Here is a 23,535-nt window from a genome sequence, read left to right on the forward strand (position 1 = left end):
ATGGCCTCGCCGCCTGGTACGGCGTCGATGTGAACGCGTCGAACCGGCGCCTGCGCGAGCCTGGCGAGCAAGAAGCGGGGCTGCAGGCGCGCGGGCTGGCGTTCCGCCAGGTGCTCAGTCTGATGATTGCCCAGCGTCGGCCGGCCCACTACTTCGGGCCCGGGCATGCCCAGCTGCTGAGCATGACTGCCAGCTACATCCGTCTGCTGGCGCAGGACGGGGTCATCGGACCGGCGCTGCGGGACGCTGCGCTGGCTGCGCCGCTGGACGTGCTCGGGGCCTACACCGGTCCGGCCGCCGGCATCGAGTTCGGCGATCGCAGCGCCTCGACGCTGCTGCGCGTGCAGCTCTCGTCGATGCTGAACACGCCACGCCTGTACGAACTCGACCGCTACGACCTGACCGCCACCAGCTACCTCGATGGCCGGCTGCAGCGCGAGGTCACCAGCCTGCTCAACCGCCTGCGCGATCCGCAGGTGGCGAAGGAGGCCGGCCTGCTCGGCTTCCAGCTGCTGGAGAAGGGAGATCCGTCGAAGCTGCTCTACAGCTTCACGCTGTACGAGCGTGGCGAGGGCATGAACCGGGTGCGCGTGCAGACCGACAACCTCGACCAGCCCTTCGACATCAACGGCAGCGCCAAGCTGGAGCTGGGCTCGACCGCCAAGCTGCGCACGCTGGTGACCTACCTCGAGATCATCGCCAAGCTGCACCACGACTACGTTGCGCTCGATCCCAAGGCGCTGGCTGCGGTCGAGGTGGGCCCGAAGGACCGGCTGTCACGCTGGGCGGTGGACTGGCTGATGACGGCCAAGGACCGCTCGCTTTCGGCGATGCTCGAAGGCGCGATGCAGCGCAAGTACTCGGCCAGCCCCGGCGAGAGCTTCTTCACGGGCGGGGGGGCACACGTCTTCGCCAACTTCCACAACGCCGACAACGGCCGCATGCCCACGCTGTACGAGGCGCTGCGCGATTCGCTCAACCTGCCCTTCATCCGGCTGATGCGCGATGTCGTCTACCACTACCTCTACAACGCCGCCAACCCTGCCACCGACATCCTCGAAGACGAGGACAACCCGCGCCGGATGGAACTGCTCAAGCTCTTCATCAACAAGGAGGGGCGCCAGTTCATGCGCAAGTTCTACCAGCGCCACCACGACAAGCCGGTCGCCGAGGTGCTGGAGCACATGGCCGCGAGCGTCCACAAGACGGCGCCGCGGCTGGCGGTCATCTACCGCTCCGTGAACCCAGACGGCACGTTCGAGGATTTCAGTGCCTACATCGTTCACCAGCTGCCTGGCACGCCGCTGCCGCCGGACTACCTGCGCAAGCTCTACGAACGGCATGCACCGGGCAACTATTCGCTGGCCGATCGAGGCTACCTGGCGCACCTGCACCCGCTGGAGCTGTGGGTGGCCGACTACCTGCGCCAGAACCCCAAGGCGACGCTGGACCAGGTGCTTGACGCCGGCGCGGTCGAGCGCGAGCAGTCCTACAACTGGCTGCTGCGCAACAAGGCGCGGCGCGGCCAGAACAGCCGCATCCTGCAACTGCTGGAGATCGAGGCCTTTGCCAAGATCCACGCGAGCTGGAAGCGGGTCGGATTCCCGTTCGAGACGCTGGTGCCGTCCTACGCCACGGCCATTGGCAGTTCGGGTGACCGGCCGGCGGCGCTGGCGGAGCTGATGGGCATCCTGGTCAACAACGGGCAGCGCCTGCCCGCCATGGTGCTGGACCACCTGCATTTCGCTTCCGGCTCGCCCTACGAGGTGACGCTGGAGAAGAAGCACGCCGAGGGCGAGCAGGTGCTCGCGCCCGAGATCGCGGCGACGGCGCGCAAGGCACTGGCGCTGGTGGTGAGCGACGGCACGGCACGGCGCATCAAGGGCGCGCTGGACGAGCCCGGTCAGGCCCCGATGGTGATCGGCGGCAAGACCGGCACCGGCGACAACCGGCTGAACACCTACACCCGCGGTGGCGGTCTGCTGGCCTCCAAGGTCACCAGCCGGACGGCCACCTTCGTGTTCTATCTGGGCCCGCGGCACTTCGGCACGCTGACGGCCTTCGTGCTCGGACCGGAGGCTGGCAGCTACAAGTTCACCAGTGCCTTGCCGGTGCAGATTCTCAAGAGCATGGCGCCGCTGCTCAAGCCGGTGCTGTCCGGTGCCTCGGCCGCTGCGTGCCCGGCGTCGACCGCCACGGCGCCCTGAGCCTGGGGTGCAGGGTGTGCCACGGGCGTGTCAGCTTGGGTATGCGGCGCAGCGTGTGGGGTGCAGGAAACAGGGAAAACCAGCGGATTCCAGTGGTGTGATCGTGTCAGGATGGCGCGTGCTCCCTTGATCCAGATCCGCCCCATGCGGGAATGAGATTTGCGAAGTAAGGGGTTCGTAAGAGCCTCTCCCTAAGGTGGGGGGCAGCATTCTTTCACCGCAGGAGACACGCGTGACCCAAGCCGAAACCACCCAAGAACCCAAGATCTATCTGCCATCCGACGCCTTCGTCGCGAATGCCGCCGTCTCCGGCATGGCCGCCTACCAGGCCCTGTGCGCCAAGGCAGAGGCCGACTACGAGGGCTACTGGGCCGACCTCGCCCGCGAACTGATCAGCTGGAAGACCCCGTTCACCACGGCACTCGACGAGTCGAATGCCCCGTTCTTCCAGTGGTTCGCCGATGGCACGCTGAACGCCTCCTACAACTGCCTCGACCGCAACGTCGAGCGCGGCCTGGGCGACAAGACGGCGATCATCTTCGAAGCCGACGGCGGCGAAGTCACCAAGATCACCTACAGCGAACTGCTGGCCAAGACCTGCCAGATCGCCAACGGCCTGCGCTCGATCGGCATCGGCAAGGGTGACCGCGTGGTCATCTACATCTCCATGTCCATCGACGGCGTGGCCGCCATGCAGGCCTGTGCCCGCATCGGCGCGACGCATTCCGTGGTGTTCGGCGGCTTCTCGGCCCAGTCGCTGCGCGACCGCATCGAAGACACCGGCGCCAAGGCGGTCATCACCGCCGACTGCCAGGTCCGTGGCGGCAAGAAGCTGGCGCTGAAGTCGATCGTCGACGAAGCGCTGGCGATGCCCGGCTGCGAGAAGATCGAGAAGGTGCTGGTCGTCAACCGTGCCGATGCGCCGGTCACGATGGTCGCTGGCCGCGACGTGTGGATGAATGACCTCACCGCCGGTCAGCCCACCACCTGCGAGCCGGAATGGGTCAGTGCCGAGCACCCGCTGTTCCTGCTCTACACCTCCGGTTCGACCGGCAAGCCCAAGGGTGTCCAGCACTCGACCGGCGGCTACCTGCTGCACGCCGCACTGACCACCAAGTGGACCTTCGACCTGAAGGCCGACGACGTGTTCTGGTGCACGGCCGACATCGGCTGGGTCACGGGCCACACCTACATCACCTACGGCCCGCTCGCGCTGGGCGGCACCGAGATCGTGTTCGAAGGCGTCCCGACCTACCCGGACGCCGGTCGCTTCTGGAAGATGATCCAGGACCACAAGGTCTCGATCTTCTACACCGCGCCGACCGCCATCCGCTCGCTGATCAAGGCGGCCGAAGCCAACGACGCCGTGCACCCGAAGAGCTACGACCTGTCGAGCCTGCGCCTGCTCGGTTCGGTGGGCGAGCCGATCAATCCCGCTGCATGGGAGTGGTACTACCAGCACGTCGGCGGCAGCCGCTGCCCGATCGTGGACACCTTCTGGCAGACCGAGACCGGCGGCCACATGATCACCCCGCTGCCGGGCGTCACGCCGATGGTGCCGGGCTCCTGCACGCTGCCGTTCCCCGGCATCCAGGCGGCGATCGTGGACGAGACCGGCAAGGACGTGCCGAACGGGCAGGGCGGCATCCTTGTCGTCAAGCGTCCGTGGCCGTCGATGATCCGCACCATCTGGGGCGACGGCGAGCGCTTCGTCAAGAGCTACTACCCCGCCGACTTCCAGGGCAAGTACTACCTGGCCGGTGACGGCGCCATCCGCGACGCCAAGACCGGCTACTTCACCATCACCGGCCGCATCGACGACGTGCTGAACGTCTCCGGCCACCGCATGGGCACGATGGAAATCGAGTCCGCGCTGGTGAGCTGCACCGAACTGGTCGCCGAAGCCGCCGTGGTGGGCCGTCCGGACGACACGACCGGCGAGGCGGTCTGTGCCTTCGTCGTGCTGAAGCGTCCGCTGCCGGTGGGCGACGAGGCCAAGGCCATCGCCAAGCAACTGCGTGACCACGTCGGCAAGGAGATCGGCCCGATCGCCAAGCCGAAGGACATCCGCTTCGGCGAGAACCTGCCCAAGACCCGCTCCGGCAAGATCATGCGCCGCCTGCTGCGCTCGCTGGCCAAGGGCGAGGAGATCACCCAGGACACCAGCACGCTGGAGAACCCCACCATCCTGAGCCAGCTCGGCCAGGCGTACTGATCCAGCCGTCCAGCAGGATCGAGGTGGCCTGCGGGCCATGAAAAAAGCCCCGATTCGTCGGGGCTTTTTGCTGTCGGCAGGGGTCACTTCTTTTTCTTGACACCGAGCACCCAGGTCACGAGCTGCTTGGCTTCGTCCGGGGTCACGGCATTGGCCGGCATCGGGATCTGGCCCCAGGTGCCAGCCCCTCCTTTCATCACCTTGTCCGCCAACTTGGCGACTGCATCTTTCTGGCCGGCATATTTCTCTGCGACGTCTTCATAGGCCGGACCGATCACCTTGGCATGTTCCTGGTGACAGGCCATGCAGTTCTTCTTCTGTGCCAGTTCGAGATTGGCGAAGACCGGACTGGACAGGGTGGCGATGGCCAGAGCGGCGAGTGCGAACAGCGGCTTCATGTGGTGAGATTCCGTTTTCCGTTGGGGAATGGGCTGGCGTTGAGGCAAGGGCGGATGGAAAACGATTCTAGAGGGGCCTGCGTTGACCTTGCCGATCCACGCGCGATGGCCAGCGCTGGAAGTCGAGGGTATCCTCACCCATCGGTCATGCGTCTTGTGACGGGTAGATGTCGAGGGTGGTCGAATGGCGCTGGTGTGGTTGGGAGTGCTGGGGCTGGTGCTGAAGTGGCTGGAGATCGGCCCGGTGGCCCAGTGGTCGTGGTGGGCTGTGCTGGCGCCGTTCGGGCTGGCTGTGGTCTGGTGGTCGCTGTCTGATGCGCTGGGGTTCACCGCCCGTGCCCGCCAGAAACGCGAGGATGCCCACCGCGATCAGCGCCGGCGCAACACTGTCGAGGCGCTGGGCCGCAAGACCCCGCTGCCGCCGCGCCGCTGAAGGGGACTCCGATCTCGATCATCTCGATCCGTCACCGGGCCTGACCGGCGCAGCAGCGACAATCCGCACCTGTTTCCCACTCATGGAGTGCTGCCGATGCTGGTGCATCCCCAATTCGACCCGGTCGCGCTGAACCTGGGTTTCCTCCAGATCCACTGGTATGGCCTGACCTATCTGGCCGCTTTTGGCCTGTTCTACTGGCTGGCGACGCATCGCATCCGTCAGGCGCCCTACGCCGCAGGCGGCTGGACGCCGCGCGAGGTCGAAGATCTGCTCTTTTACGGCGTCATGGGCGTGATCCTGGGCGGCCGTTTCGGCTACGTGCTGTTCTACAAACCCGCGTACTACCTGGCCAATCCAGCCGAGATCTTCGCGGTCTGGAAGGGCGGCATGGCCTTCCACGGCGGTCTGCTGGGCGTGATCGCGGCCATGGCCGTGTTCGCGTGGGTGCGCAAGAAGCGCTTCTTCGAGGTCACCGATCTGGTGGCGCCATGTGTGCCGACCGGGCTGGCCTGCGGGCGTGTCGGCAACTTCATCAACGGTGAACTCTGGGGCCGTGCTGCTGACGCCAGCGTGCCGTGGGCGATGGTGTTCCCGCAGTCGGGCAGCAACATTCCCCGCCACCCGTCGCAGATCTACCAGTTCCTGCTCGAAGGGTTGCTGCTGTTCGTGGTCCTGTGGTTCTACGGGCGGACCCGTTCGGCGCACTACCGAGCGGATGGCGCGGTGGTCTGGGGCCGGGTGTCGGGCCTGTTCCTGATCGGCTATGGCACGTTCCGCTTCATTGCCGAATACTTCCGCGAACCGGACAGCTTCCTCGGGCTGCTGGCGCTGAACCTGAGCATGGGCCAGTGGCTGTGCGTGCCGATGGTGGTGGCAGGCATCGGAATCTGGGCGCTGGTGGGGAGACGGCCATGACGCCCGTCTGCGCGCCGCTGCGGGTGCTGGGCATCGAGTCTTCCTGCGACGAAACGGGCATCGCGCTGGTCGAATTGCCCGAGGGGGCGGATGGATCGGCACCACCGCGGCTGCTGGCACAGGCGTTGCACAGCCAGATCGACATGCACCAGGCCTACGGCGGCGTGGTGCCGGAGCTGGCTTCGCGCGATCACATCCGCCGCGTCGTGCCGCTGCTGCGCGAGACGCTGAGCGGTGCCGGATTCGGGCTGGACGTGGTCGATGTCGTGGCCTACACGCGCGGTCCGGGTCTGGCGGGAGCGCTCCTGGTGGGGACTGGCATGGCCTGCGCGCTGGGCATGGCGCTGGACCGGCCGGTGCTGGGCGTGCACCACCTGGAAGGGCATCTGCTGTCGCCGTTCCTGTCGGCCGATCCGCCGGAATTTCCGTTCGTCGCCCTGCTGGTGTCGGGGGGCCACACACAGCTCATGCGTGTCGATGGGGTGGGGCAGTACACGATGCTCGGCGAGACGATCGACGACGCCGCCGGGGAGGCCTTCGACAAGACAGCCAAGATGCTGGGCCTGGGCTACCCTGGCGGCCCGGCACTGGCGAAGCTGGCGGCGCAGGGCAACGAGACTGCCTTCAAGTTGCCGCGGCCGCTGATGCGCGGGGACCTGCTCGATTTCTCGTTCGCCGGGCTGAAGACCGCCGTCTGGACGCAGCTGAACAGGCTCGATCCCGCCGTGCCGGAAGCGGCGCAGGCGCATGCCGACCTGGCTGCCTCGACGCAGGCGGCGATCGTCGATGTGCTGGTCGCCAAATCGCTGCTGGCGCTGCAGCAGACCGGATTGAAGCGGATGGTGGTCGCGGGTGGTGTCGGGGCGAACCAGCGGTTGCGGTCGCAGCTGGATGCGCAGTGCCACCGCCGCGGGGTGCGCGTCCACTATCCGGAGTTGCACTTGTGCACCGACAACGGCGCGATGATCGCGCTGGCGGGGGCGATGCGGCTGCAGAGTGGTCGGGCGCAGGCGAGTCGGGATTACGCGTTCGACGTGCGTCCGCGCTGGGATCTGGCCGCGGCCTGATTCAAGAACAGAGGCTGGATCTCGTCATGGATAATTCAAAATCCATGAAAAAAATCCCGTTCTTCTTTTCCGCGCTGGCCTTGTCGAGCATTCTGGTGCTTGGTGCATCGGCGTCTCAGGCAGCCGATCCGATCCGTCTTGGTCTCATCGAAGGCCTGTCCGGCCCGTTCGCCAATGCCGGCGAAGCGGTGGCACGCAACCTCACCTGGGCGATCGAGCGCGTGAATGCCCGCGGCGGGGTCAGGCTGCCGGGAGGCAATCGCCCGCTCGAACTGGTGCGCTTCGACAGCAAGGGCAACACCGAGGAGGCGTTGACCCTGCTGAAGAGCGCGGCCGACCAGCGGATCAGCGTCGTGCTGCAGGGCAACAGCTCCGCGACCGCTGCCGCGCTGATCGATGCGCTCAACAAGCACAATGACCGCGATCCGCAGCACCGCGCGCTGTTCCTGAACTACTCCGCCGTCGATCCCTCGCTGACCAACGAGAAGTGCAGCCCGTGGCATTTCCGCTTCGATGCCCACGCCGACATGCGCCTGGCCGCGCTCACCGACGTGCTGCAGCAGGACACCGCGGTCCAGCGGGTCTACCTGATCGGCCAGGACTACAGCTTCGGCCAGCATGTCGTCCGCCAGGGCAGGGCGATGATCGCCGCCAGGCGCCCGGACATCCAGTTCGTCGGCGAGGAACTGCACCCGGTCGGTCGCGTCAAGGACTTCCTGCCCTACGCGACCAAGATCAAGGCCAGCGGTGCGCAGGCGGTGGTCACCGGCAACTGGGGCAATGACCTGACGCTGCTGGTCAAGGCGGCGCGGGATGTCGGCTTCGAGGGCAAGTTCTACACCTTCTATGGCAATGCGCTGGGTGTTCCGGGCGCGCTGGGCGATGCTGGTGTGGGCCGCGTGGTGGCCGTGGCCGAGTGGCACCCGAATGCGGGCGGCAAGGCCTCCGATGCGCTGGTCGCCAGCTTCCACCAGCGGTTTCCCAAACCCGAAGACGACTACCTGCACGTGCGCATGCAGGTCATGGTCGAGATGCTCGCGCAGGCGATGGAGCGTGCGCGTGGCACCGATGCCACGGTGGTGGCCAAGGCCCTGTCCGGCGCACGCTTCGATGGCCGGGCGCTGGGCGGTCTGGGCGCGGGGCAGATGCGGGCTGGTGACCACCAGTTCCTGCAGCCGCTCTATGTCAGCACGATGCAGAAGGCGGGCAGCGAGGGCGTGCGCTTCGATGTCGAAGGCTCCGGCTATGGCTTTCGCACCGTCCGTTACCTGACCGCCGAGCAGACGGCGCAGCCGCATTCGTGCAAGATGGCTCCCCTCTGATCCTTGCGGATCTGCTCCGAGTGGGGTTTCCATGCGTCAGATGATTGCCGATCTGCCGGCGTCTCGCATCCGTGAAGTGGCCAATGCCGGCCTGGGGCGCAGCGATGTGCTGGCCTTCTGGTTCGGCGAAAGCGACGAGATCACGCCCATGGGCGTGCGCGACGCGGCCGTGACGTCGATCGAGGCGGGCGAGACTTTCTATGCCCACAACCTCGGCCTGCCGGCGCTGCGCGAAGCACTGTCGGGCTACATCTCGGCGCTGCACCGGCCGGTGGGTGTCGAACGCATTGCCGTGACCTCCTCGGGCGTGAGTGCGCTGATGCTGGCGCAGCAGGCACTGGTCGATCCCGGTGACGAGGTGGTCGTGGTGGTGCCGGTGTGGCCGAACCTGACAGCACAGCCGGCGATCATGGGTGCCCGGGTGCGTCGGGTGAGCCTGCGCGCTGAGGCTGGTGCGTGGTGGCTCGATCTGGAGGAGCTGCTTGCGGCGGTGACGCCGGCCACGCGCGTGCTGGTGCTCAACGCGCCGAACAACCCGACCGGCTGGACACTGACCCGCGCCGAGCAGCAGGTGATCCTCGGCCACTGCCGCCGCACGGGCACCTGGATCGTTTCGGACGAGGTGTACGAGCGGCTGTATTACCCGGCAGTGGCCCCGTTGCCCGGGCAGATTGTCTGTGCGCCAAGCTTCCTGGATCTGGCAGAGCCGGAAGATCGGCTGGTCGTCGTGCACAGCTTTTCCAAGAGCTTTCTGATGACTGGGTGGCGCTTGGGCAATCTGGTGGCGCCCGCTGCGCTCATTGAACAACTCGGCAAGCTGATCGAATTCAATACATCGTGCACGCCGGTGTTCGTGCAGCGCGCCGGGCTGGCGGCGCTGGCGGATGCGCCGGTGTCGGTGCCGGCCTTGCAGGCGCGGCTGCGCGCGTGCCGTGACACGCTGGTGGACGCGCTGCAGGCGCTGCCGCGGGTCGAGGTGGCCACGCCACCCGGGGCGATGTATGCCTTCCTGCGCATCGACGGCGAGCGCGACGCGCTCTCGCTGGCCAGGCGGCTGGTGACCGACCACGGGCTCGGGCTTGCGCCGGGCACTGCCTTTGGCGACGAGGCCGAGGGCTGGCTGCGCTGGTGCTTCGCCTCGCGGCAGCCGCAGCGGCTGCTTCAGGGTGTGGAGCGGCTGGCGCGCGCCTTGGCGCTATAATCGCCGGCTTCGCTGCTGTTTCTGGTGGCGACGGCGCGTGCATCGGCGCGTACACGGCGCGGGGCGGTTTCCCCCACGGCCGCAAGTGAACCTCGAAACCCAAGGAAATTTGACATGTCCGAAATCAACAAGGCAGAAGTCGTTGCCGCCAATGCCCGCGGCGCGGCCGACACCGGATCGCCGGAAGTCCAGGTCGCCCTGCTGACTGCCCGCATCAACCACCTGACCCCGCACTTCAAGACCCACAAGAAGGACCACCACGGTCGCCGTGGTCTGCTGCGCATGGTCAGCCGTCGTCGCAAGCTGCTCGACTACCTGAAGACCAAGGATGCTGACCGCTACACCTCGCTGATCCAGAAGCTGGGTCTGCGCAAGTAATCGCGTCATGCATGTGAAGAGCCTGTCTGGACCCTCCAGCACAGGCTCTTTGTTTTTACGGCCACGCGTGGGCGCTGCTGTGTCATTCCATCCTGATCCAACCCTGGTGTCGCGGGTCCGGATGGAATGGCATCCCGCCGCGGTGACCGGCCACCTACCAGAAGAAAGCATTCCATGAGCCTGTTCAACAAAGTCACCAAGACCTTCCAATGGGGTCAGCACACCGTCACCCTGGAAACCGGCGAAATCGCCCGTCAAGCCAGCGGTGCCGTGATCGTCAACATGGACGACACCGTGGTGCTCGCCACCGTGGTCGCCCGCAAGGAAGCCAAGGCCGGCCAGGACTTCTTCCCGCTGACGGTGGACTACATCGAGAAGACCTACGCTGCCGGCAAGATCCCGGGCAGCTTCTTCAAGCGCGAAGCCAAGCCGAGCGAGCTGGAAGTGCTGACCAGCCGCCTGATCGACCGCCCGCTGCGCCCGCTGTTCCCGGAAGGCTTCTACAACGAAGTCCAGGTCGTCATCCACGTCCTGTCGCTGAACCCGGAAGCCTCGGCCGACATCGCCGCGCTGATCGGCTCGTCCGCCGCGCTGGCCATCTCCGGCATCCCGTTCAACGGCCCGGTGGGCGCTGCCCGCGTGGGTTACATCAACGGCGAATACGTCCTGAACCCGGGCCCGACGCAGCTCAAGCAGTCGTCGCTGGACCTGGTTGTCGCGGGCACCGAAGCGGCCGTGCTGATGGTCGAATCCGAAGCGCAGCAGCTCACCGAAGAGGTGATGCTGGGCGGTGTAGTGTTCGGCCACGAGCAATCCAAGGTCGCCATCGCCGCGATCAACGAACTGGTGCGTGACGCCGGCAAGCCGGAATGGACCTGGCAGGCTCCCGCCAAGAACGAGCCGCTGATCGCCAAGGTCGCCGAGTTCGGCCAAGCCAAGATCGAAGCCGCTTACCAGATCCGCTCGAAGCAGGCCCGCACCGACGCCTGCCGCGCTGCCTACGCTGAAGTCAAGGCTGCGCTGAAGGCCGATGGCGTCGAGTTCGACGGCGTTGAAGTCGATAACCTCCTGTTCGAGATCGAAGCCAAGACCGTGCGTGGCCAGATCCTGTCCGGCGAGCCGCGCATCGACGGCCGTGACACGCGCACCGTGCGCCCGATCGAGATCCGCACCGGCGTGCTGCCGCGCACCCATGGCTCGGCGCTGTTCACCCGTGGTGAAACGCAGGCCCTCGTCGTCGCCACGCTCGGCACCGACCAGGACGCACAGCGCATCGACGCGCTGGCCGGTGATTTCCGCGACACCTTCCTGTTCCACTACAACATGCCCCCCTTCGCCACTGGCGAAGCCGGCCGCATGGGCACGCCGAAGCGCCGCGAAACCGGCCACGGCCGCCTCGCCAAGCGCGCGCTCGTGCCGCTGCTGCCGAACCGCGAAGACTTTGCCTACACGATCCGCGTCGTCTCCGAGATCACCGAGTCGAACGGCTCGTCGTCGATGGCGTCCGTCTGCGGCGGCTGTCTGGCGCTGATGGACGCTGGTGTGCCGATGAAGGCACACGTCGCCGGCATCGCCATGGGCCTGATCAAGGACGGCAACCGCTTCGCCGTGCTGACCGACATCCTGGGTGACGAGGACCACCTCGGCGACATGGACTTCAAGGTGGCCGGCACGACCACCGGCGTGACCGCCCTGCAGATGGACATCAAGATCCAGGGCATCACCAAGGAAATCATGCAGGTCGCGCTGGCGCAGGCCAAGGAAGCGCGGCTGCACATCCTGGGCAAGATGACCGAAGCGGTCGCGGGCGCCAACACCGAGGTCTCCGACTTCGCACCGCGCCTGTACACGATGAAGATCAACCCGGAAAAGATCCGTGACGTCATCGGCAAGGGTGGCTCCGTCATCCGCGCGCTGACCGAAGAGACCGGCTGCCAGATCAACATCGACGAGGACGGCACCATCACGATCGCCTCGACCGACAGCGCCAAGGCCGACATCGCCAAGAAGCGCATCGCCGACATCACCGCCGAAGCCGAGATCGGCAAGGTCTACGAAGGCCCGGTCGTCAAGATCCTGGACTTCGGTGCGCTGGTCAACGTGCTGCCGGGCAAGGACGGCCTGCTGCACATCAGCCAGATCGCCCACCAGCGCGTCGAGAAGGTCACCGACTTCCTGACCGAAGGCCAGATCGTCAAGGTCAAGGTGCTGGAGACGGACGAGAAGGGCCGCATCAAGCTGTCGATGAAGGCGCTGCTGGAGCGCCCGGAAGGCATGGAAGAAGAGCGCTTCGAGCGCGCGCCGCGCCGTGAGTTCGGGGACCGCAATGACCGCGGTGACCGTGGCCCGCGCCGTGAGCGCAGCGAGCGTCCGCCGCGCAGCGAGCAGCCGGCCGCTGAATCGGCCCCTGTGGTCGCCGCACCGGACGCCGGTTCGGAGCCGTCGCAGTCCTGATCGTTGCCCGACCGTTCGGAGGAGTCCGCGCATGAAAGCCATTGAAATCTCCCGTCCGGGTGGCCCGGACGTGCTGACGCTGGTCGATCGCGCGGATCCGGTGCCGGGTGCCGGTGAGGTGCTGATTCGTGTCACGGCCAGTGGCATCAACCGCCCGGACGTGTTGCAGCGCCAGGGCGCCTATCCGCCTCCACCTGGCGCCTCGGACCTGCCGGGGCTGGAGGTGGCCGGGGTGGTCATCGCTGGCGATGCAGAGGCCATGGCTGCAGCCGGGTTGTCCGTCGGGCAACGGGTGTGCGCGCTGACGCCGGGTGGCGGCTACGCCGAGTTGTGCGTGACGCCGGTTGCCCAGTGCCTGCCGATTCCCGGTGATCTGAGCGACATCGAGGCGGCCAGCCTGCCCGAGACCTGCTTCACCGTCTGGTCCAATGTGTTCCTGCGTGCCGGATTGCAGGCCGGCGAGACGCTGCTGGTTCAGGGCGGCACGAGCGGCATCGGTGTCACGGCCATCCAGATGGCCAAGGCGCTGGGTGCCACGGTGATCGCCACGGCGGGCAGTGATGCCAAGTGCCAGGCTTGCCTGGACCTTGGCGCCGACCACGCCATCAACTACCGCATGGCCGACTTCGCTGAAGAGGTGCGCCGACTCACCGCAGGGCGTGGCGTCGATGTCATCCTCGACATGGTGGCGGGCGACTACATCGCCCGTGAAGTGGCGGTGCTGGCCGAGGATGGTCGACTGGTTGTGATCGCTGTCCAGGGTGGCGTGCAGGCGCAGTTCGATGCCGGCTTGGTCTTGCGTCGTCGCCTGACCATCACTGGTTCCACCCTGCGTCCCCGTTCCGTGGACTTCAAGGGTGCTGTGGCGCGTGCCTTGCGTGAACATGTCTGGCCGTTGATCGCCGCTGGCCGCATCCGCCCGGTGCTCTACCGTGTGCTGTCCGCCAGCGAGGCTGCGCAGGCCCATGTGCTCATGGAGTCCAACCAGCATGTGGGCAAGATCGTGCTGCGCTGGACGACTGAAGTGGCTCGTGCCTGAGCATCATTTTTTCAACTTGATCGAAGAGCATTCATCATGACGACACGTCACAAGCTGGTGGTGGGCAACTGGAAGATGCACGGCAGCCATGCGGCGAATGCCGAGTTGCTGCAGGGCATTCTGGCGGCCCGTCCCTTCGTGGCTGAGGTGGCGGTCTGCGTACCGTTTCCCTATCTGTCCGAAGTGGCGGTGACGCTGTCCAACAGCAGCGTGGCCTGGGGTTCGCAGGACTGTTCTGCCCATGCACAAGGCGCCTATACCGGCGAGGTGTCGGCGGCGATGCTGGCCGAGTTCGGCTGCCGCTACGCGATCGTCGGGCACTCGGAGCGACGTGCTTTCCATGGCGAGTCGGACCAGCTCGTCGCCGACAAGGCCAAGGCCGCACTCGCCAAAGGCATCACGCCGATCGTGTGTGTCGGTGAGACGCTGGAGCAGCGCGAGGCTGGTGAGACCGAGGCCGTCGTGAAGCGGCAATTGTCGGCCGTCATCCACACGCTCGGTCAGTGCATCGGTGAAGTGGTGGTTGCCTACGAGCCGGTGTGGGCCATTGGTACGGGCCGAACGGCTTCGCCGGAGCAGGCGCAGGCGGTGCATGCCGTGCTGCGTGCGCAATTGGCGGCGGCGACGTCCCGTGCTGGTGAAATGAAGCTGTTGTATGGCGGCAGCGTCAAGCCAGACAACGCGGCCATTCTTTTTTCCCAGGCTGACATCGATGGCGGTCTGATTGGCGGTGCGGCGCTCAAGGCGGCGGATTTCGTCGCAGTGGCCCGCGCGGCAAGCTGACCGACGGCGGGTCGGTCCAGTCGAGTACATACGGAGTTTCTTCCAATGCAAGTGATGATGAATCTGGTGCTGCTGCTGCAGCTGGTGACCGCGATTGTCATGATCGGTCTGGTGCTCATGCAGCATGGCAAGGGCGCAGACATGGGCGCCGCCTTTGGTGGTGGTTCCTCGGGCAGCCTCTTTGGCGCGACGGGCAGTGCCAACTTCCTGTCGCGTTCGACGGCGGTCGCTGCGACGTTGTTTTTTGTCTGCACACTGGCGCTGGCCTACTTCGGCAACCTGCGCGGGGCAGGGGGTTCTGGCGGCAGCATTCTGGATCGGGCCGCAGCGCCTGCTCCTGTGGCGGCCAGCGGGCCGGTTGCAGCCCAGATCCCGGGGCTGGTGGCGGCACCTGCTGCGTCGGCTGCGACCACTTCGGTACCGGCCTCGCACTGAATTGCGCGAAAAATCAGGCCGGGGACTTGAGGTAAACCCTCCTTGGCATTAGAATTCAAGGCTGTGCTGCAAGGGCTTTGCCTGCAGCAAGAAAGCATAAACAAGGCCTTAATCAAGGCCATCTGCATAGATGCAGTGTGAATGCTGGTTGTAGAATGATGGTTTGCACGTGCCGACGTGGTGAAATTGGTAGACACGCTATCTTGAGGGGGTAGTGGCGAAAGCTGTGCGAGTTCGAGTCTCGCCGTCGGCACCATACAAAATGACATGTGAATCATTTTCCTTGAGAGAATGATTCGGCGCCCTGGCAATACTTAGGCGCAGGGAACAGGTGGGCGCGCTAAGCACGCGGTTGAGCACTTCGGTGTTTTCCCGGGCGGCGCGCTTTATTTTTGCCGCATGAGAGGCTGACAAGTCGACTGACATGAATCTGGAACAATACCTCCCCGTCATTCTGTTCATTCTTGTCGGCGTTGGTGTCGGCGTTGCGCCCCAGTTGCTGGGTGCGCTGCTGGGCCCGCATCGTCCGGACCCTGCCAAGAACTCCCCCTACGAGTGCGGTTTCGAAGCATTCGAGGACGCGCGCATGAAGTTCGATGTGCGCTACTACCTGGTGGCGATTCTCTTTATTCTGTTCGACTTGGAAATTGCGTTCCTTTTCCCGTGGGCGGTGTCGCTCCGTGAAATCGGGGCGACAGGTTTCTGGGCGATGATGATCTTCTTGGGCATCCTGGTGGTCGGATTCGTGTACGAATGGAAAAAGGGCGCCCTCGATTGGGAATGAAATCGATCCAGACCACGAGAGCCACGGAAGCACACCATGGGCATTGAAGGCGTACTCAAGGAAGGTTTCGTCACGACCAGTGTCGATACCCTGATCAACTGGTCGAAGACCGGTTCGCTCTGGCCGATGACCTTTGGTCTGGCCTGCTGCGCGGTCGAGATGATGCATGCGGGGGCTTCCCGCTACGACATCGACCGCTTCGGCATGTTGTTTCGGCCCAGTCCTCGCCAGTCCGATCTGATGATCGTTGCTGGCACGCTGTGCAACAAGATGGCGCCGGCCTTGCGCAAGGTCTATGACCAGATGGCCGAGCCCCGCTGGGTGTTGAGCATGGGCTCCTGCGCCAATGGGGGTGGTTACTACCACTACAGCTACTCGGTCGTCCGAGGCTGTGACCGGGTCGTGCCGGTGGACGTCTATGTGCCGGGCTGTCCGCCCACGGCCGAGGCGCTGCTCTACGGCATCCTGCAGCTGCAGGCCAAGATCCGCCGCGAAAACACCATCGCCCGCTGAGCAGGTGCATCCGACATGACTCAGAAACTCGATACCCTGCAGGCCACGCTGGAGCGTGTGTTCACTGACCGCCTGGTGAGGCTGGTGCGTGCACGCGGTGAACTCACGATCACGGTCAAGGCGTCCGACTCCCTCTCTGTCGCCAAGACGCTGCGCGATCATCCGGACCTCGGGTTCGAGCAGTTGATCGATCTCTGCGGCGTCGACTACAGCGGTTACCGCGATGGCGTGCACGAAGGTCTGCGCTACGCCGTGGTGACCCATCTGCTGTCGGTACGCCTGAACTGGCGCCTGCGCCTCAAGGTGTTCGCGGCCGATGACGACTTCCCCGTCGTGCCGGCGCTCACCCCGCTGTGGTCCTCGGCCAACTGGTTCGAACGTGAAGCGTTCGACATGTATGGCATCGTGTTCGACGGGCACGACGACCTGCGCCGCATCCTGACCGACTACGGGTTCATCGGCCACCCGATGCGCAAGGACTTCCCGGTCACGGGCCACGTCGAGATGCGCTACGACCCTGAGCAGAAGCGCGTCATCTACCAGCCCGTCACGATCGAGCCGCGCGAGATCACGCCGCGCATCATCCGCGAAGACAACTATGGCGGCCTGCACTGAGCTGGCGCAGCGCCGAACCTGAGGTTGATCCATGGCTGAAATCAAGAACTACACCCTGAACTTCGGTCCGCAGCACCCGGCAGCGCACGGCGTGCTGCGGCTGGTGCTGGAGCTGGACGGCGAAGTCATCCAGCGTGCCGACCCGCACATCGGGCTGCTGCACCGCGCCACCGAGAAGCTGGCGGAAAGCAAGACGTTCATCCAGTCGCTGCCCTACATGGACCGCCTCGACTACGTGTCGATGATGTCCAACGAGCATGCCTACTGCCTGGCGATCGAGAAGCTGCTGGGTGTCGATGTGCCGATCCGCGCGCAGTACATCCGTGTGCTGTTCAGCGAGATCACGCGCCTGCTGAACCACCTGCTGTGGCTGGGTTGCCACGGCATGGACTGCGGTGCGATGAACATGCTGATCTACTGCTTCCGCGAGCGGGAAGATCTGTTCGACATGTACGAAGCCGTCTCCGGTGCGCGCATGCACGCTGCCTACTTCCGTCCGGGCGGTGTCTACCGTGACCTGCCGGACAGCATGCCGCAGTACAAGCACAGCAAGATCCGCAACGCCAAGGCGATGGCGCGTCTGAACGAGAACCGCCAGGGCTCGCTGCTGGACTTCATCGAAGACTTCGCGACGCGTTTCCCGACCTTGATCGACGAGTACGAAACGCTGCTCACCGACAACCGCATCTGGAAGCAGCGCACGGTCGGCATCGGCGTCGTGTCGCCGGAGCGTGCCTTGAATCTGGGTTTCACCGGCGCGATGCTGCGCGGTTCGGGCATCGCCTGGGATCTGCGCAAGAACCAGCCTTACGAAGTCTATGACCGCATGGACTTCGACATCCCGCTGGGTGTCAACGGCGATACCTACGACCGCTATCTGGTGCGTGTCGAGGAAATGCGCCAGTCCAACCGCATCATCAAGCAGTGCGTCGACTGGCTGCGCAAGAATCCCGGTCCGGTCATCACCGGCAACCACAAGGTCGCTCCGCCGTCGCGCGTCGAGATGAAGACTTCGATGGAAGAGCTGATCCACCACTTCAAGCTCTTCACGGAAGGCTTCCACGTGCCAGAAGGCGAGGCCTACGCGGCCGTCGAGCACCCGAAGGGCGAGTTCGGCATCTACCTGATCAGCGATGGTGCCAACAAGCCCTACCGCATGAAGATCCGCCCGCCCGGCTACGTGCATCTGGCCGCACTCGACGAGATGTCGCGCGGCCACATGATCGCGGACGCCGTGGCCATCATCGGCACGATGGACATCGTGTTCGGCGAGATCGACCGCTGACCGACCGCTGATTGACTGATGCTCTCCGGAAGCGACCACCTCCATGTTCAGTGAAGCCACCCTGGCGCGCTTTGCGCGCGAAGTTGCCAAGTATCCTGCCGACCAGAAGCAGTCGGCCGTGATGGCCTGCCTGTCGATCGCCCAGCAGGAGCTGGGCTGGGTCTCGGCCGAAGCCGAAAAAGCCATCGCCGATGTTCTCGGCATGGCGCCGGTCGCGGTGCGCGAGGTCACGACCTTCTACAACATGTACAACCAGCGCCCGGTCGGTCAGTTCAAGCTGAACGTCTGCACCAATCTGCCTTGCCAGTTGCGCAATGGGCAGAAGGCGATGGACTACCTGTGCGAGAAGCTGGGCGTCGAAGACGGTGGCACCACCGCCGACGGCCTGTTCACCGTGCAGAAGTGCGAGTGCCTGGGCGCTTGTGCCGACGCACCGGTGATGCTGGTCAATGACCGCCAGATGATCAGCTACATGAGCAACGACCGACTCGACGAGCTGGTCACCACGCTCAAGGCGCAGTCCAAGGCTGCGGCCAACTGAACCCAGGAGCGGACAGGCACATGACTCTTGATCTCTCCAAATTCCAGGCCACCGGTTTCGAGACCTGTTTCCATGACCGGCACATCAACCCGCAGATCTATGCGGACCTGAACGGCAGCAACTGGCGTCTCAAGGACTACGAGGCGCGTGGTGGCTACCAGGCGCTGCGCAAGATCCTGGGCCAGGGCGAAGGCGAGGGCATGACGCCCGATCAGGTGATCGCGGACGTGAAGGCCTCGGGTCTGCGCGGTCGCGGTGGTGCGGGTTTCCCGACCGGCCTGAAGTGGAGCTTCATGCCGCGTGCGCTGCCGGTGCAGAAGTACCTGGTGTGCAACTCGGACGAAGGCGAGCCCGGGACTTGCAAGGACCGCGAGATCCTGCGCTTCAACCCGCACATCGTCATCGAAGGCATGATCATCGCGGCCTACGCGATGGGCATTTCGGTTGGCTACAACTACATCCACGGCGAAATCTTCGAGGCCTACGAGCGCTTCGAGGACGCCCTGGAAGAGGCCCGTGCCGCTGGCTACCTCGGCGCCAACATCCTTGGCAGCAAGCACAGCTTCCAGCTCCACGCCTTCCATGGCTTCGGTGCCTACATCTGCGGCGAAGAAACCGCGCTGCTGGAGTCGCTTGAAGGCAAGAAGGGCCAGCCCCGCTTCAAGCCGCCGTTCCCCGCGAGCTTCGGTCTGTATGGCCGTCCCACGACGATCAACAACACCGAGACCTTCGCGGCCGTGCCGTGGATCATCCGCAACGGCGGCCAAGCCTATCTGGAGTGCGGCAAGCCGAACAACGGTGGCACCAAGATCTTCTCGATGGTCGGTGATGTGGAGCGTCCCGGCAACTACGAGATCCCGATGGGCACGCCGTTCTCGAAGCTGCTGGAACTCGCCGGTGGCGTCAAGGGTGGCAAGAAGCTCAAGGCGGTGATCCCGGGCGGCTCGTCGTCACCGGTGCTGCCGGCCGACGTGATGATGAACTGCACGATGGACTATGACTCCATCAGCAAGGCCGGCTCCATGCTCGGCTCGGGTGCCGTCATCGTGATGGACGAGACCCGCTGCATGGTCAAGAGCCTGCAGCGCCTGTCCTACTTCTACGCCCACGAGTCGTGCGGCCAGTGCACGCCGTGCCGCGAAGGCACTGGCTGGCTGTCGAAGATGGTCGATCGCATCGAGACCGGCCATGGCCGTCCGGACGATCTGGCGCTGCTCGACAACGTGGCCGAAAACATCATGGGCCGCACGATCTGTGCGCTGGGGGATGCGGCAGCGATGCCGGTGCGCGGCATGCTCAAGCATTTCCGCGCCGAATTTGTCCACCACATCGAACACAAGACCTGCATGGCCGGGACGAACGAACATGGTTGAAATCGAACTCGACGGCAAGAAGGTTTCGGTGCTCGAAGGCAGCATGGTGATGCATGCTGCCGAAGCGGCCGGCACCTACATCCCGCACTTCTGCTACCACAAGAAGCTCTCGATCGCCGCGAACTGCCGCATGTGCCTCGTGGATGTCGAGAAGGCGCCCAAGCCCATGCCCGCCTGCGCCACGCCGGTGACGCAGGGCATGATCGTGCGCACCAAGAGCGACAAGGCGATCAAGGCCCAGCAGTCGGTGATGGAGTTCCTGCTCATCAACCACCCGCTGGACTGCCCGATCTGCGACCAGGGCGGCGAATGCCAGCTGCAGGATCTGGCCGTCGGCTACGGCAAGTCGGCCTCGCGCTACGAGGAAGAGAAGCGCGTTGTCTTCCACAAGGAAGTCGGTCCGCTGATCTCGATGGAGGAGATGAGCCGCTGCATCCACTGCACGCGCTGCGTCCGTTTCGGCCAGGAAATCGCTGGCCAGATGGAACTCGGCATGCTGCAGCGTGGCGAGCACTCCGAGATCACGACCTTTGTCGGTCAGACGATCGACTCCGAGCTGTCGGGCAACATGATCGACATCTGCCCGGTCGGCGCACTGACGAGCAAGCCCTTCCGCTACAGCGCCCGCACCTGGGAGCTGTCGCGCCGCAAGAGCGTCAGCCCGCACGATTCGACGGGTGCCAACTTGATCGTGCAGGTCAAGAACCACAAGGTGCTGCGCGCGGTGCCGCTGGAAAACGACGCCGTCAACGAATGCTGGATCGCCGACCGCGACCGCTTCAGCTACGAAGCGCTCAACAGCGATGCCCGTCTGACGCAGCCGATGCTCAAGCAGGGCGGCCAGTGGAAGCCGGTGGACTGGACCGTGGCGCTCGAATATGTCGCCAACGGCCTGAAGCAGATCAAGACGCAGCATGGCGCGGCCTCGATCGGTGCACTGGCTTCGGCCACGAGCACCAGCGAAGAGCTGTTCCTGCTGGGCGAGTTCATGCGTGGCCTCGGCAGCCAGAACATCGACCACCGCCTGCGCCACGCCGATTTCCGCACCGAAGCCGGTGCCGTGCGCTGGCTGGGTCTGCCGATCGCCGAGCTGTCCACGCTGGACCGCGCTCTGGTGATCGGCTCCTTCCTGCGCAAGGACCATCCGCTGTTCGCCCAGCGGCTGCGCCAGGCCGCCCGCCGCGGTGCCAAGGTGATGCGCATCGGTGCGCAGTCGGATGACTGGGCCATGACGGTCGCTGGCGAGATCGTCGCGGCGCCGTCGGACTGGCTGTCCGTGCTGATCGAGGTGGCAGCGGCCGTCGCCACGGCCAAGGGCGTGACCGCTCCGCTGTCCGTGACGCCGGGCGAGCAGGCGCAAGCCATTGCCAATGCACTGCTGTCGGGTGAACGCAAGGCGGTGCTGCTGGGCAACGCGGCGGCTGCACACCCGCAAGCGGCCGAACTGCTGGCCATCGCCAACTGGATCGCCGAGCAGGCTGGTGCCCGTTGCGGCTACCTGGGGGACTCCGGCAACGGCGTCGGCGCACAGCTGGTCGGTGCGCAGCCGGGGCAGGGTGGTCTGGATGCCGCGCAGATGCTGGCCCAGCCGCTCAAGGCCTATTTGCTGTTCAACACCGAGCCGGTGCTGGACGCTGCGAATGCCGCGCAGGCGGCCCAGTCACTGGCTGCTGCCGAGATGGTCGTTGCCTTCAGCCCCTTCCAGGCGAATGTCGAATTTGCCGACGTGATGCTGCCGATCGCTCCATTCACCGAAACCGGTGGCAGCTTCGTCAACGCGGATGGTCGTGTGCAGAGCTTCCACGGTGTGGTGCGCCCGCTGGGCGATACCCGCCCGGGCTGGAAGGTGCTGCGCGTGCTGGGCAACCTGCTGGGCCTGAACGGGTTCGTGCAGGAATCGGTCGAGGACGTGCGCGCTGCCGCCGGCCTGAACGATGCTGCCAAGGTTTCAGCCCGTCTCTCCAACCGCAGCAGCAGCGCACCGCAGATCGTGACTGCCCCGGCAGGCCTGCAGCGCATCGCCAATGTGCCGGTCTACGCCACGGATTCGATCGTGCGCCGTGCGCCGTCGCTGCAGGAAACCGCGGACGCCAATGCCCCGCTGGTCGCCCTGAATGCTGCCCTCTGGGCTCAGCTGGGCTTGCAGGATGGTGCCAAGGTGCGCGTCCAGCAGGGCGAAGGCAGTGTCGTGCTGCCCGCTTCGCTGGATGCCACGCTGGCGGCCGACACCGTTCGTGTGAGCGCCGGTCATCCCTCCACCGCTGCACTGGGCGCCGTGTTCGGCACCCTGCGCATCGAACGCGCCTGAGCCGCAGAAGGACCTGATGATGCTGGACACCCTGCAAACCGTCGGCGCTTCCACGCTGGGCTCCGCCTGGACCGTGGTCTGGACGCTGCTCAAGATCGTGGCCGTGCTGCTGCCGCTGCTCGGCTGCGTGGCCTACCTGACGCTCTGGGAACGCAAGGCCATCGGCTGGACCCAGATCCGTCCGGGCCCGAACCGCGTCGGCCCCTGGGGTCTGCTGACCCCGATTGCCGACGCTGTCAAGCTGATCTTCAAGGAGATCATCGCCCCGACGGCCGCGAACAAGGGCCTGTTTTTCCTGGGTCCGATCATGACCATCATGCCGGCGCTGGCTGCGTGGGCAGTCGTGCCGTTCGGTCCCGAAGTGGCGCTGGCCAATGTCAACGCCGGCCTGCTGTTCCTGATGGCGATCACCTCGATGGAGGTCTACGGCGTCATCATCGCCGGCTGGGCGTCGAACTCGAAGTACGCCTTCCTGGGGGCGATGCGTGCGTCGGCCCAGATGGTCAGCTACGAAATCGCGATGGGCTTCTGCTTTGTCGTCGTGCTGATGGTGGCCGGCAGCCTGAACATGACGGACATCGTCATGAGCCAGACCAGGGGCCGCTTCGCCGACATGGGCATCCCCCTGCTGTCCTGGAACTGGTTGCCGCTGTTCCCGATCTTCATCGTCTACTTCATCTCCGGTCTGGCCGAGACCAACCGCCATCCGTTCGACGTGGTCGAAGGTGAAGCGGAAATCGTGGCCGGTCACATGATCGAGTACTCAGGCATGTCGTTCGCCATGTTCTTCCTGGCTGAATACGCCAACATGATCCTGGTGTCGATGCTGGCCGTGCTGATGTTCCTCGGCGGCTGGTCGACCCCGTTCACCGTGCTGGGCTTCATCCCGGGCTGGATCTGGCTGGGCCTGAAGACCTTCTGTGTCGCGACGATGTTCCTGTGGGTACGCGCCACCTTCCCGCGCTACCGCTATGACCAGATCATGCGTCTGGGCTGGAAGATCTTCATCCCGATCACGCTGGTGTGGCTGGTGGTGGTGGGTCTGTGGATCCAGTCACCCTGGAACATCTGGAAATAACCCGAGCGAGCGAGGAAAGAAACCATGTCCGCCGTGGCCAGTGTCAAGGATTTTGTCTCCAGTTTCATGTTGCTTGAGTTGCTCAAGGGCATGAAGCTGACGGGGCGTCACTTCTTCCAGCGCAGTGTGACTGTGCAGTTTCCGGAAGAGAAGACGCCGCTTTCACCGCGTTTCCGCGGTCTGCACGC

Annotated in this window: 21 protein-coding genes, 1 tRNA gene and 1 pseudogene; 22 read left to right on the forward strand and 1 reads right to left on the reverse strand. The window is 65.2% G+C overall.

From position 1 onward, the window contains the following. Together AB3X43_RS12370 and acs are read left to right on the forward strand one after the other, a co-directional pair. Window positions 1-2,207, forward strand: a 2,207-nt coding sequence (locus AB3X43_RS12370; protein ID WP_369430161.1) for a penicillin-binding transpeptidase domain-containing protein, incomplete at its 5' end; no start/stop codon positions are given. A 232-nt stretch (window positions 2,208-2,439) separates the two neighbouring features. Then, the gene (gene acs, locus AB3X43_RS12375; protein WP_369430162.1) at window positions 2,440-4,422 is read left to right on the forward strand and encodes an acetate--CoA ligase; all 1,983 of its coding nucleotides are present in this window, start codon (window positions 2,440-2,442) and stop codon (window positions 4,420-4,422) included. Between the two features lie 83 nt (window positions 4,423-4,505). Here the strand turns inward: acs and AB3X43_RS12380 are convergent, their stop codons facing one another. Next, window positions 4,506-4,820 carry a c-type cytochrome gene (locus tag AB3X43_RS12380; protein ID WP_369430179.1) on the reverse strand — a complete coding sequence of 105 codons (315 nt, stop codon included), beginning with the start codon at window positions 4,818-4,820 and terminating at the stop codon, window positions 4,506-4,508. A 184-nt stretch (window positions 4,821-5,004) separates the two neighbouring features. On the opposite strand from AB3X43_RS12380, the gene AB3X43_RS12385 reads away from it, so the two are divergent. The 20 genes and pseudogenes from AB3X43_RS12385 to AB3X43_RS12480 form a co-directional block, all read left to right on the forward strand. After that, entirely contained in the window at window positions 5,005-5,253 is a 249-nt protein-coding gene (locus AB3X43_RS12385; RefSeq protein WP_369430163.1) for a TIGR04438 family Trp-rich protein, read from the forward strand. Window positions 5,254-5,349: 96 nt separating this feature from the next. Beyond that, complete coding sequence (gene lgt, locus AB3X43_RS12390; RefSeq protein ID WP_369430164.1) at window positions 5,350-6,171, forward strand: prolipoprotein diacylglyceryl transferase; 822 nt, start codon at window positions 5,350-5,352, stop codon at window positions 6,169-6,171. Then, window positions 6,168-7,238: a tRNA (adenosine(37)-N6)-threonylcarbamoyltransferase complex transferase subunit TsaD gene (gene tsaD / locus AB3X43_RS12395; protein ID WP_369430165.1), complete on the forward strand. Its 1,071-nt coding sequence runs from the start codon at window positions 6,168-6,170 to the stop codon at window positions 7,236-7,238. The genes lgt and tsaD overlap by 4 nt, the downstream gene beginning before the upstream one ends. Window positions 7,239-7,282: 44 nt before the next feature. Continuing rightward, window positions 7,283-8,560, forward strand: coding sequence for a branched-chain amino acid ABC transporter substrate-binding protein (locus tag AB3X43_RS12400; RefSeq protein WP_369430166.1), 1,278 nt, complete (start codon window positions 7,283-7,285; stop codon window positions 8,558-8,560). Window positions 8,561-8,591: 31 nt separating this feature from the next. Continuing rightward, window positions 8,592-9,761, forward strand: coding sequence for a pyridoxal phosphate-dependent aminotransferase (locus AB3X43_RS12405; protein ID WP_369430167.1), 1,170 nt, complete (start codon window positions 8,592-8,594; stop codon window positions 9,759-9,761). Window positions 9,762-9,875: 114 nt separating this feature from the next. After that, window positions 9,876-10,139: a 30S ribosomal protein S15 gene (gene rpsO / locus AB3X43_RS12410; protein ID WP_369430168.1), complete on the forward strand. Its 264-nt coding sequence runs from the start codon at window positions 9,876-9,878 to the stop codon at window positions 10,137-10,139. A gap of 174 nt (window positions 10,140-10,313) precedes the next feature. Beyond that, entirely contained in the window at window positions 10,314-12,593 is a 2,280-nt protein-coding gene (gene pnp / locus AB3X43_RS12415; protein WP_369430169.1) for a polyribonucleotide nucleotidyltransferase, read from the forward strand. Between the two features lie 31 nt (window positions 12,594-12,624). Then, window positions 12,625-13,632 (forward strand): NAD(P)H-quinone oxidoreductase, encoded by a 1,008-nt coding sequence (locus AB3X43_RS12420; RefSeq protein WP_369430170.1) that lies wholly within the window; start codon window positions 12,625-12,627, stop codon window positions 13,630-13,632. A gap of 36 nt (window positions 13,633-13,668) precedes the next feature. After that, window positions 13,669-14,415, forward strand: coding sequence for a triose-phosphate isomerase (tpiA, locus tag AB3X43_RS12425; RefSeq protein ID WP_369430171.1), 747 nt, complete (start codon window positions 13,669-13,671; stop codon window positions 14,413-14,415). Window positions 14,416-14,460: 45 nt separating this feature from the next. Beyond that, window positions 14,461-14,850 (forward strand): preprotein translocase subunit SecG, encoded by a 390-nt coding sequence (gene secG / locus AB3X43_RS12430; RefSeq protein WP_369430172.1) that lies wholly within the window; start codon window positions 14,461-14,463, stop codon window positions 14,848-14,850. A gap of 171 nt (window positions 14,851-15,021) precedes the next feature. Continuing rightward, window positions 15,022-15,106: transfer RNA gene (locus tag AB3X43_RS12435), tRNA-Leu, on the forward strand. A gap of 168 nt (window positions 15,107-15,274) precedes the next feature. After that, window positions 15,275-15,634 (forward strand): NADH-quinone oxidoreductase subunit A, encoded by a 360-nt coding sequence (locus AB3X43_RS12440; RefSeq protein ID WP_179634863.1) that lies wholly within the window; start codon window positions 15,275-15,277, stop codon window positions 15,632-15,634. A 36-nt stretch (window positions 15,635-15,670) separates the two neighbouring features. Next, window positions 15,671-16,147: a NuoB/complex I 20 kDa subunit family protein gene (locus AB3X43_RS12445; protein WP_012346532.1), complete on the forward strand. Its 477-nt coding sequence runs from the start codon at window positions 15,671-15,673 to the stop codon at window positions 16,145-16,147. A 15-nt stretch (window positions 16,148-16,162) separates the two neighbouring features. After that, window positions 16,163-16,762, forward strand: coding sequence for an NADH-quinone oxidoreductase subunit C (locus AB3X43_RS12450; protein ID WP_369430173.1), 600 nt, complete (start codon window positions 16,163-16,165; stop codon window positions 16,760-16,762). Window positions 16,763-16,793: 31 nt separating this feature from the next. Continuing rightward, complete coding sequence (locus AB3X43_RS12455) at window positions 16,794-18,047, forward strand: NADH-quinone oxidoreductase subunit D (protein ID WP_369430174.1); 1,254 nt, start codon at window positions 16,794-16,796, stop codon at window positions 18,045-18,047. A gap of 43 nt (window positions 18,048-18,090) precedes the next feature. Beyond that, window positions 18,091-18,588 (forward strand): NADH-quinone oxidoreductase subunit NuoE, encoded by a 498-nt coding sequence (gene nuoE, locus AB3X43_RS12460; protein WP_369430175.1) that lies wholly within the window; start codon window positions 18,091-18,093, stop codon window positions 18,586-18,588. A gap of 20 nt (window positions 18,589-18,608) precedes the next feature. After that, window positions 18,609-19,961: an NADH-quinone oxidoreductase subunit NuoF gene (gene nuoF / locus AB3X43_RS12465; protein WP_369430176.1), complete on the forward strand. Its 1,353-nt coding sequence runs from the start codon at window positions 18,609-18,611 to the stop codon at window positions 19,959-19,961. Further along, window positions 19,954-22,269: an NADH-quinone oxidoreductase subunit NuoG gene (gene nuoG, locus AB3X43_RS12470; RefSeq protein WP_369430177.1), complete on the forward strand. Its 2,316-nt coding sequence runs from the start codon at window positions 19,954-19,956 to the stop codon at window positions 22,267-22,269. The genes nuoF and nuoG overlap by 8 nt, the downstream gene beginning before the upstream one ends. Before the next feature lie 16 nt (window positions 22,270-22,285). After that, window positions 22,286-23,347, forward strand: coding sequence for an NADH-quinone oxidoreductase subunit NuoH (gene nuoH, locus AB3X43_RS12475; protein ID WP_473965118.1), 1,062 nt, complete (start codon window positions 22,286-22,288; stop codon window positions 23,345-23,347). A gap of 24 nt (window positions 23,348-23,371) precedes the next feature. Then, a pseudogene (locus tag AB3X43_RS12480) lies at window positions 23,372-23,535 on the forward strand (NADH-quinone oxidoreductase subunit NuoI); the annotation flags it as partial.

The organism is Sphaerotilus sp. (genome assembly GCF_041083715.1).
In the GTDB taxonomy this organism is placed as follows: Bacteria; Pseudomonadota; Gammaproteobacteria; order Burkholderiales; family Burkholderiaceae_C; genus Sphaerotilus.

Coding starts and splice junctions, on each gene's coding strand:
- secG (WP_369430172.1), top strand. CDS start 14,461: ATGCAAGTGATGATGAATCTGGTGCTGCTGCTGCAGCTGGTGACCGCG.
- rpsO (WP_369430168.1), top strand. CDS start 9,876: ATGTCCGAAATCAACAAGGCAGAAGTCGTTGCCGCCAATGCCCGCGGC.
- AB3X43_RS12405 (WP_369430167.1), top strand. CDS start 8,592: ATGCGTCAGATGATTGCCGATCTGCCGGCGTCTCGCATCCGTGAAGTG.
- tsaD (WP_369430165.1), top strand. CDS start 6,168: ATGACGCCCGTCTGCGCGCCGCTGCGGGTGCTGGGCATCGAGTCTTCC.
- nuoE (WP_369430175.1), top strand. CDS start 18,091: ATGTTCAGTGAAGCCACCCTGGCGCGCTTTGCGCGCGAAGTTGCCAAG.
- pnp (WP_369430169.1), top strand. CDS start 10,314: ATGAGCCTGTTCAACAAAGTCACCAAGACCTTCCAATGGGGTCAGCAC.
- AB3X43_RS12455 (WP_369430174.1), top strand. CDS start 16,794: ATGGCTGAAATCAAGAACTACACCCTGAACTTCGGTCCGCAGCACCCG.
- AB3X43_RS12420 (WP_369430170.1), top strand. CDS start 12,625: ATGAAAGCCATTGAAATCTCCCGTCCGGGTGGCCCGGACGTGCTGACG.
- AB3X43_RS12440 (WP_179634863.1), top strand. CDS start 15,275: ATGAATCTGGAACAATACCTCCCCGTCATTCTGTTCATTCTTGTCGGC.
- nuoF (WP_369430176.1), top strand. CDS start 18,609: ATGACTCTTGATCTCTCCAAATTCCAGGCCACCGGTTTCGAGACCTGT.
- nuoG (WP_369430177.1), top strand. CDS start 19,954: ATGGTTGAAATCGAACTCGACGGCAAGAAGGTTTCGGTGCTCGAAGGC.
- AB3X43_RS12445 (WP_012346532.1), top strand. CDS start 15,671: ATGGGCATTGAAGGCGTACTCAAGGAAGGTTTCGTCACGACCAGTGTC.
- AB3X43_RS12400 (WP_369430166.1), top strand. CDS start 7,283: ATGAAAAAAATCCCGTTCTTCTTTTCCGCGCTGGCCTTGTCGAGCATT.
- nuoH (WP_473965118.1), top strand. CDS start 22,286: ATGATGCTGGACACCCTGCAAACCGTCGGCGCTTCCACGCTGGGCTCC.
- AB3X43_RS12385 (WP_369430163.1), top strand. CDS start 5,005: ATGGCGCTGGTGTGGTTGGGAGTGCTGGGGCTGGTGCTGAAGTGGCTG.
- AB3X43_RS12450 (WP_369430173.1), top strand. CDS start 16,163: ATGACTCAGAAACTCGATACCCTGCAGGCCACGCTGGAGCGTGTGTTC.
- AB3X43_RS12380 (WP_369430179.1), bottom strand. CDS start 4,820: ATGAAGCCGCTGTTCGCACTCGCCGCTCTGGCCATCGCCACCCTGTCC.
- tpiA (WP_369430171.1), top strand. CDS start 13,669: ATGACGACACGTCACAAGCTGGTGGTGGGCAACTGGAAGATGCACGGC.
- lgt (WP_369430164.1), top strand. CDS start 5,350: ATGCTGGTGCATCCCCAATTCGACCCGGTCGCGCTGAACCTGGGTTTC.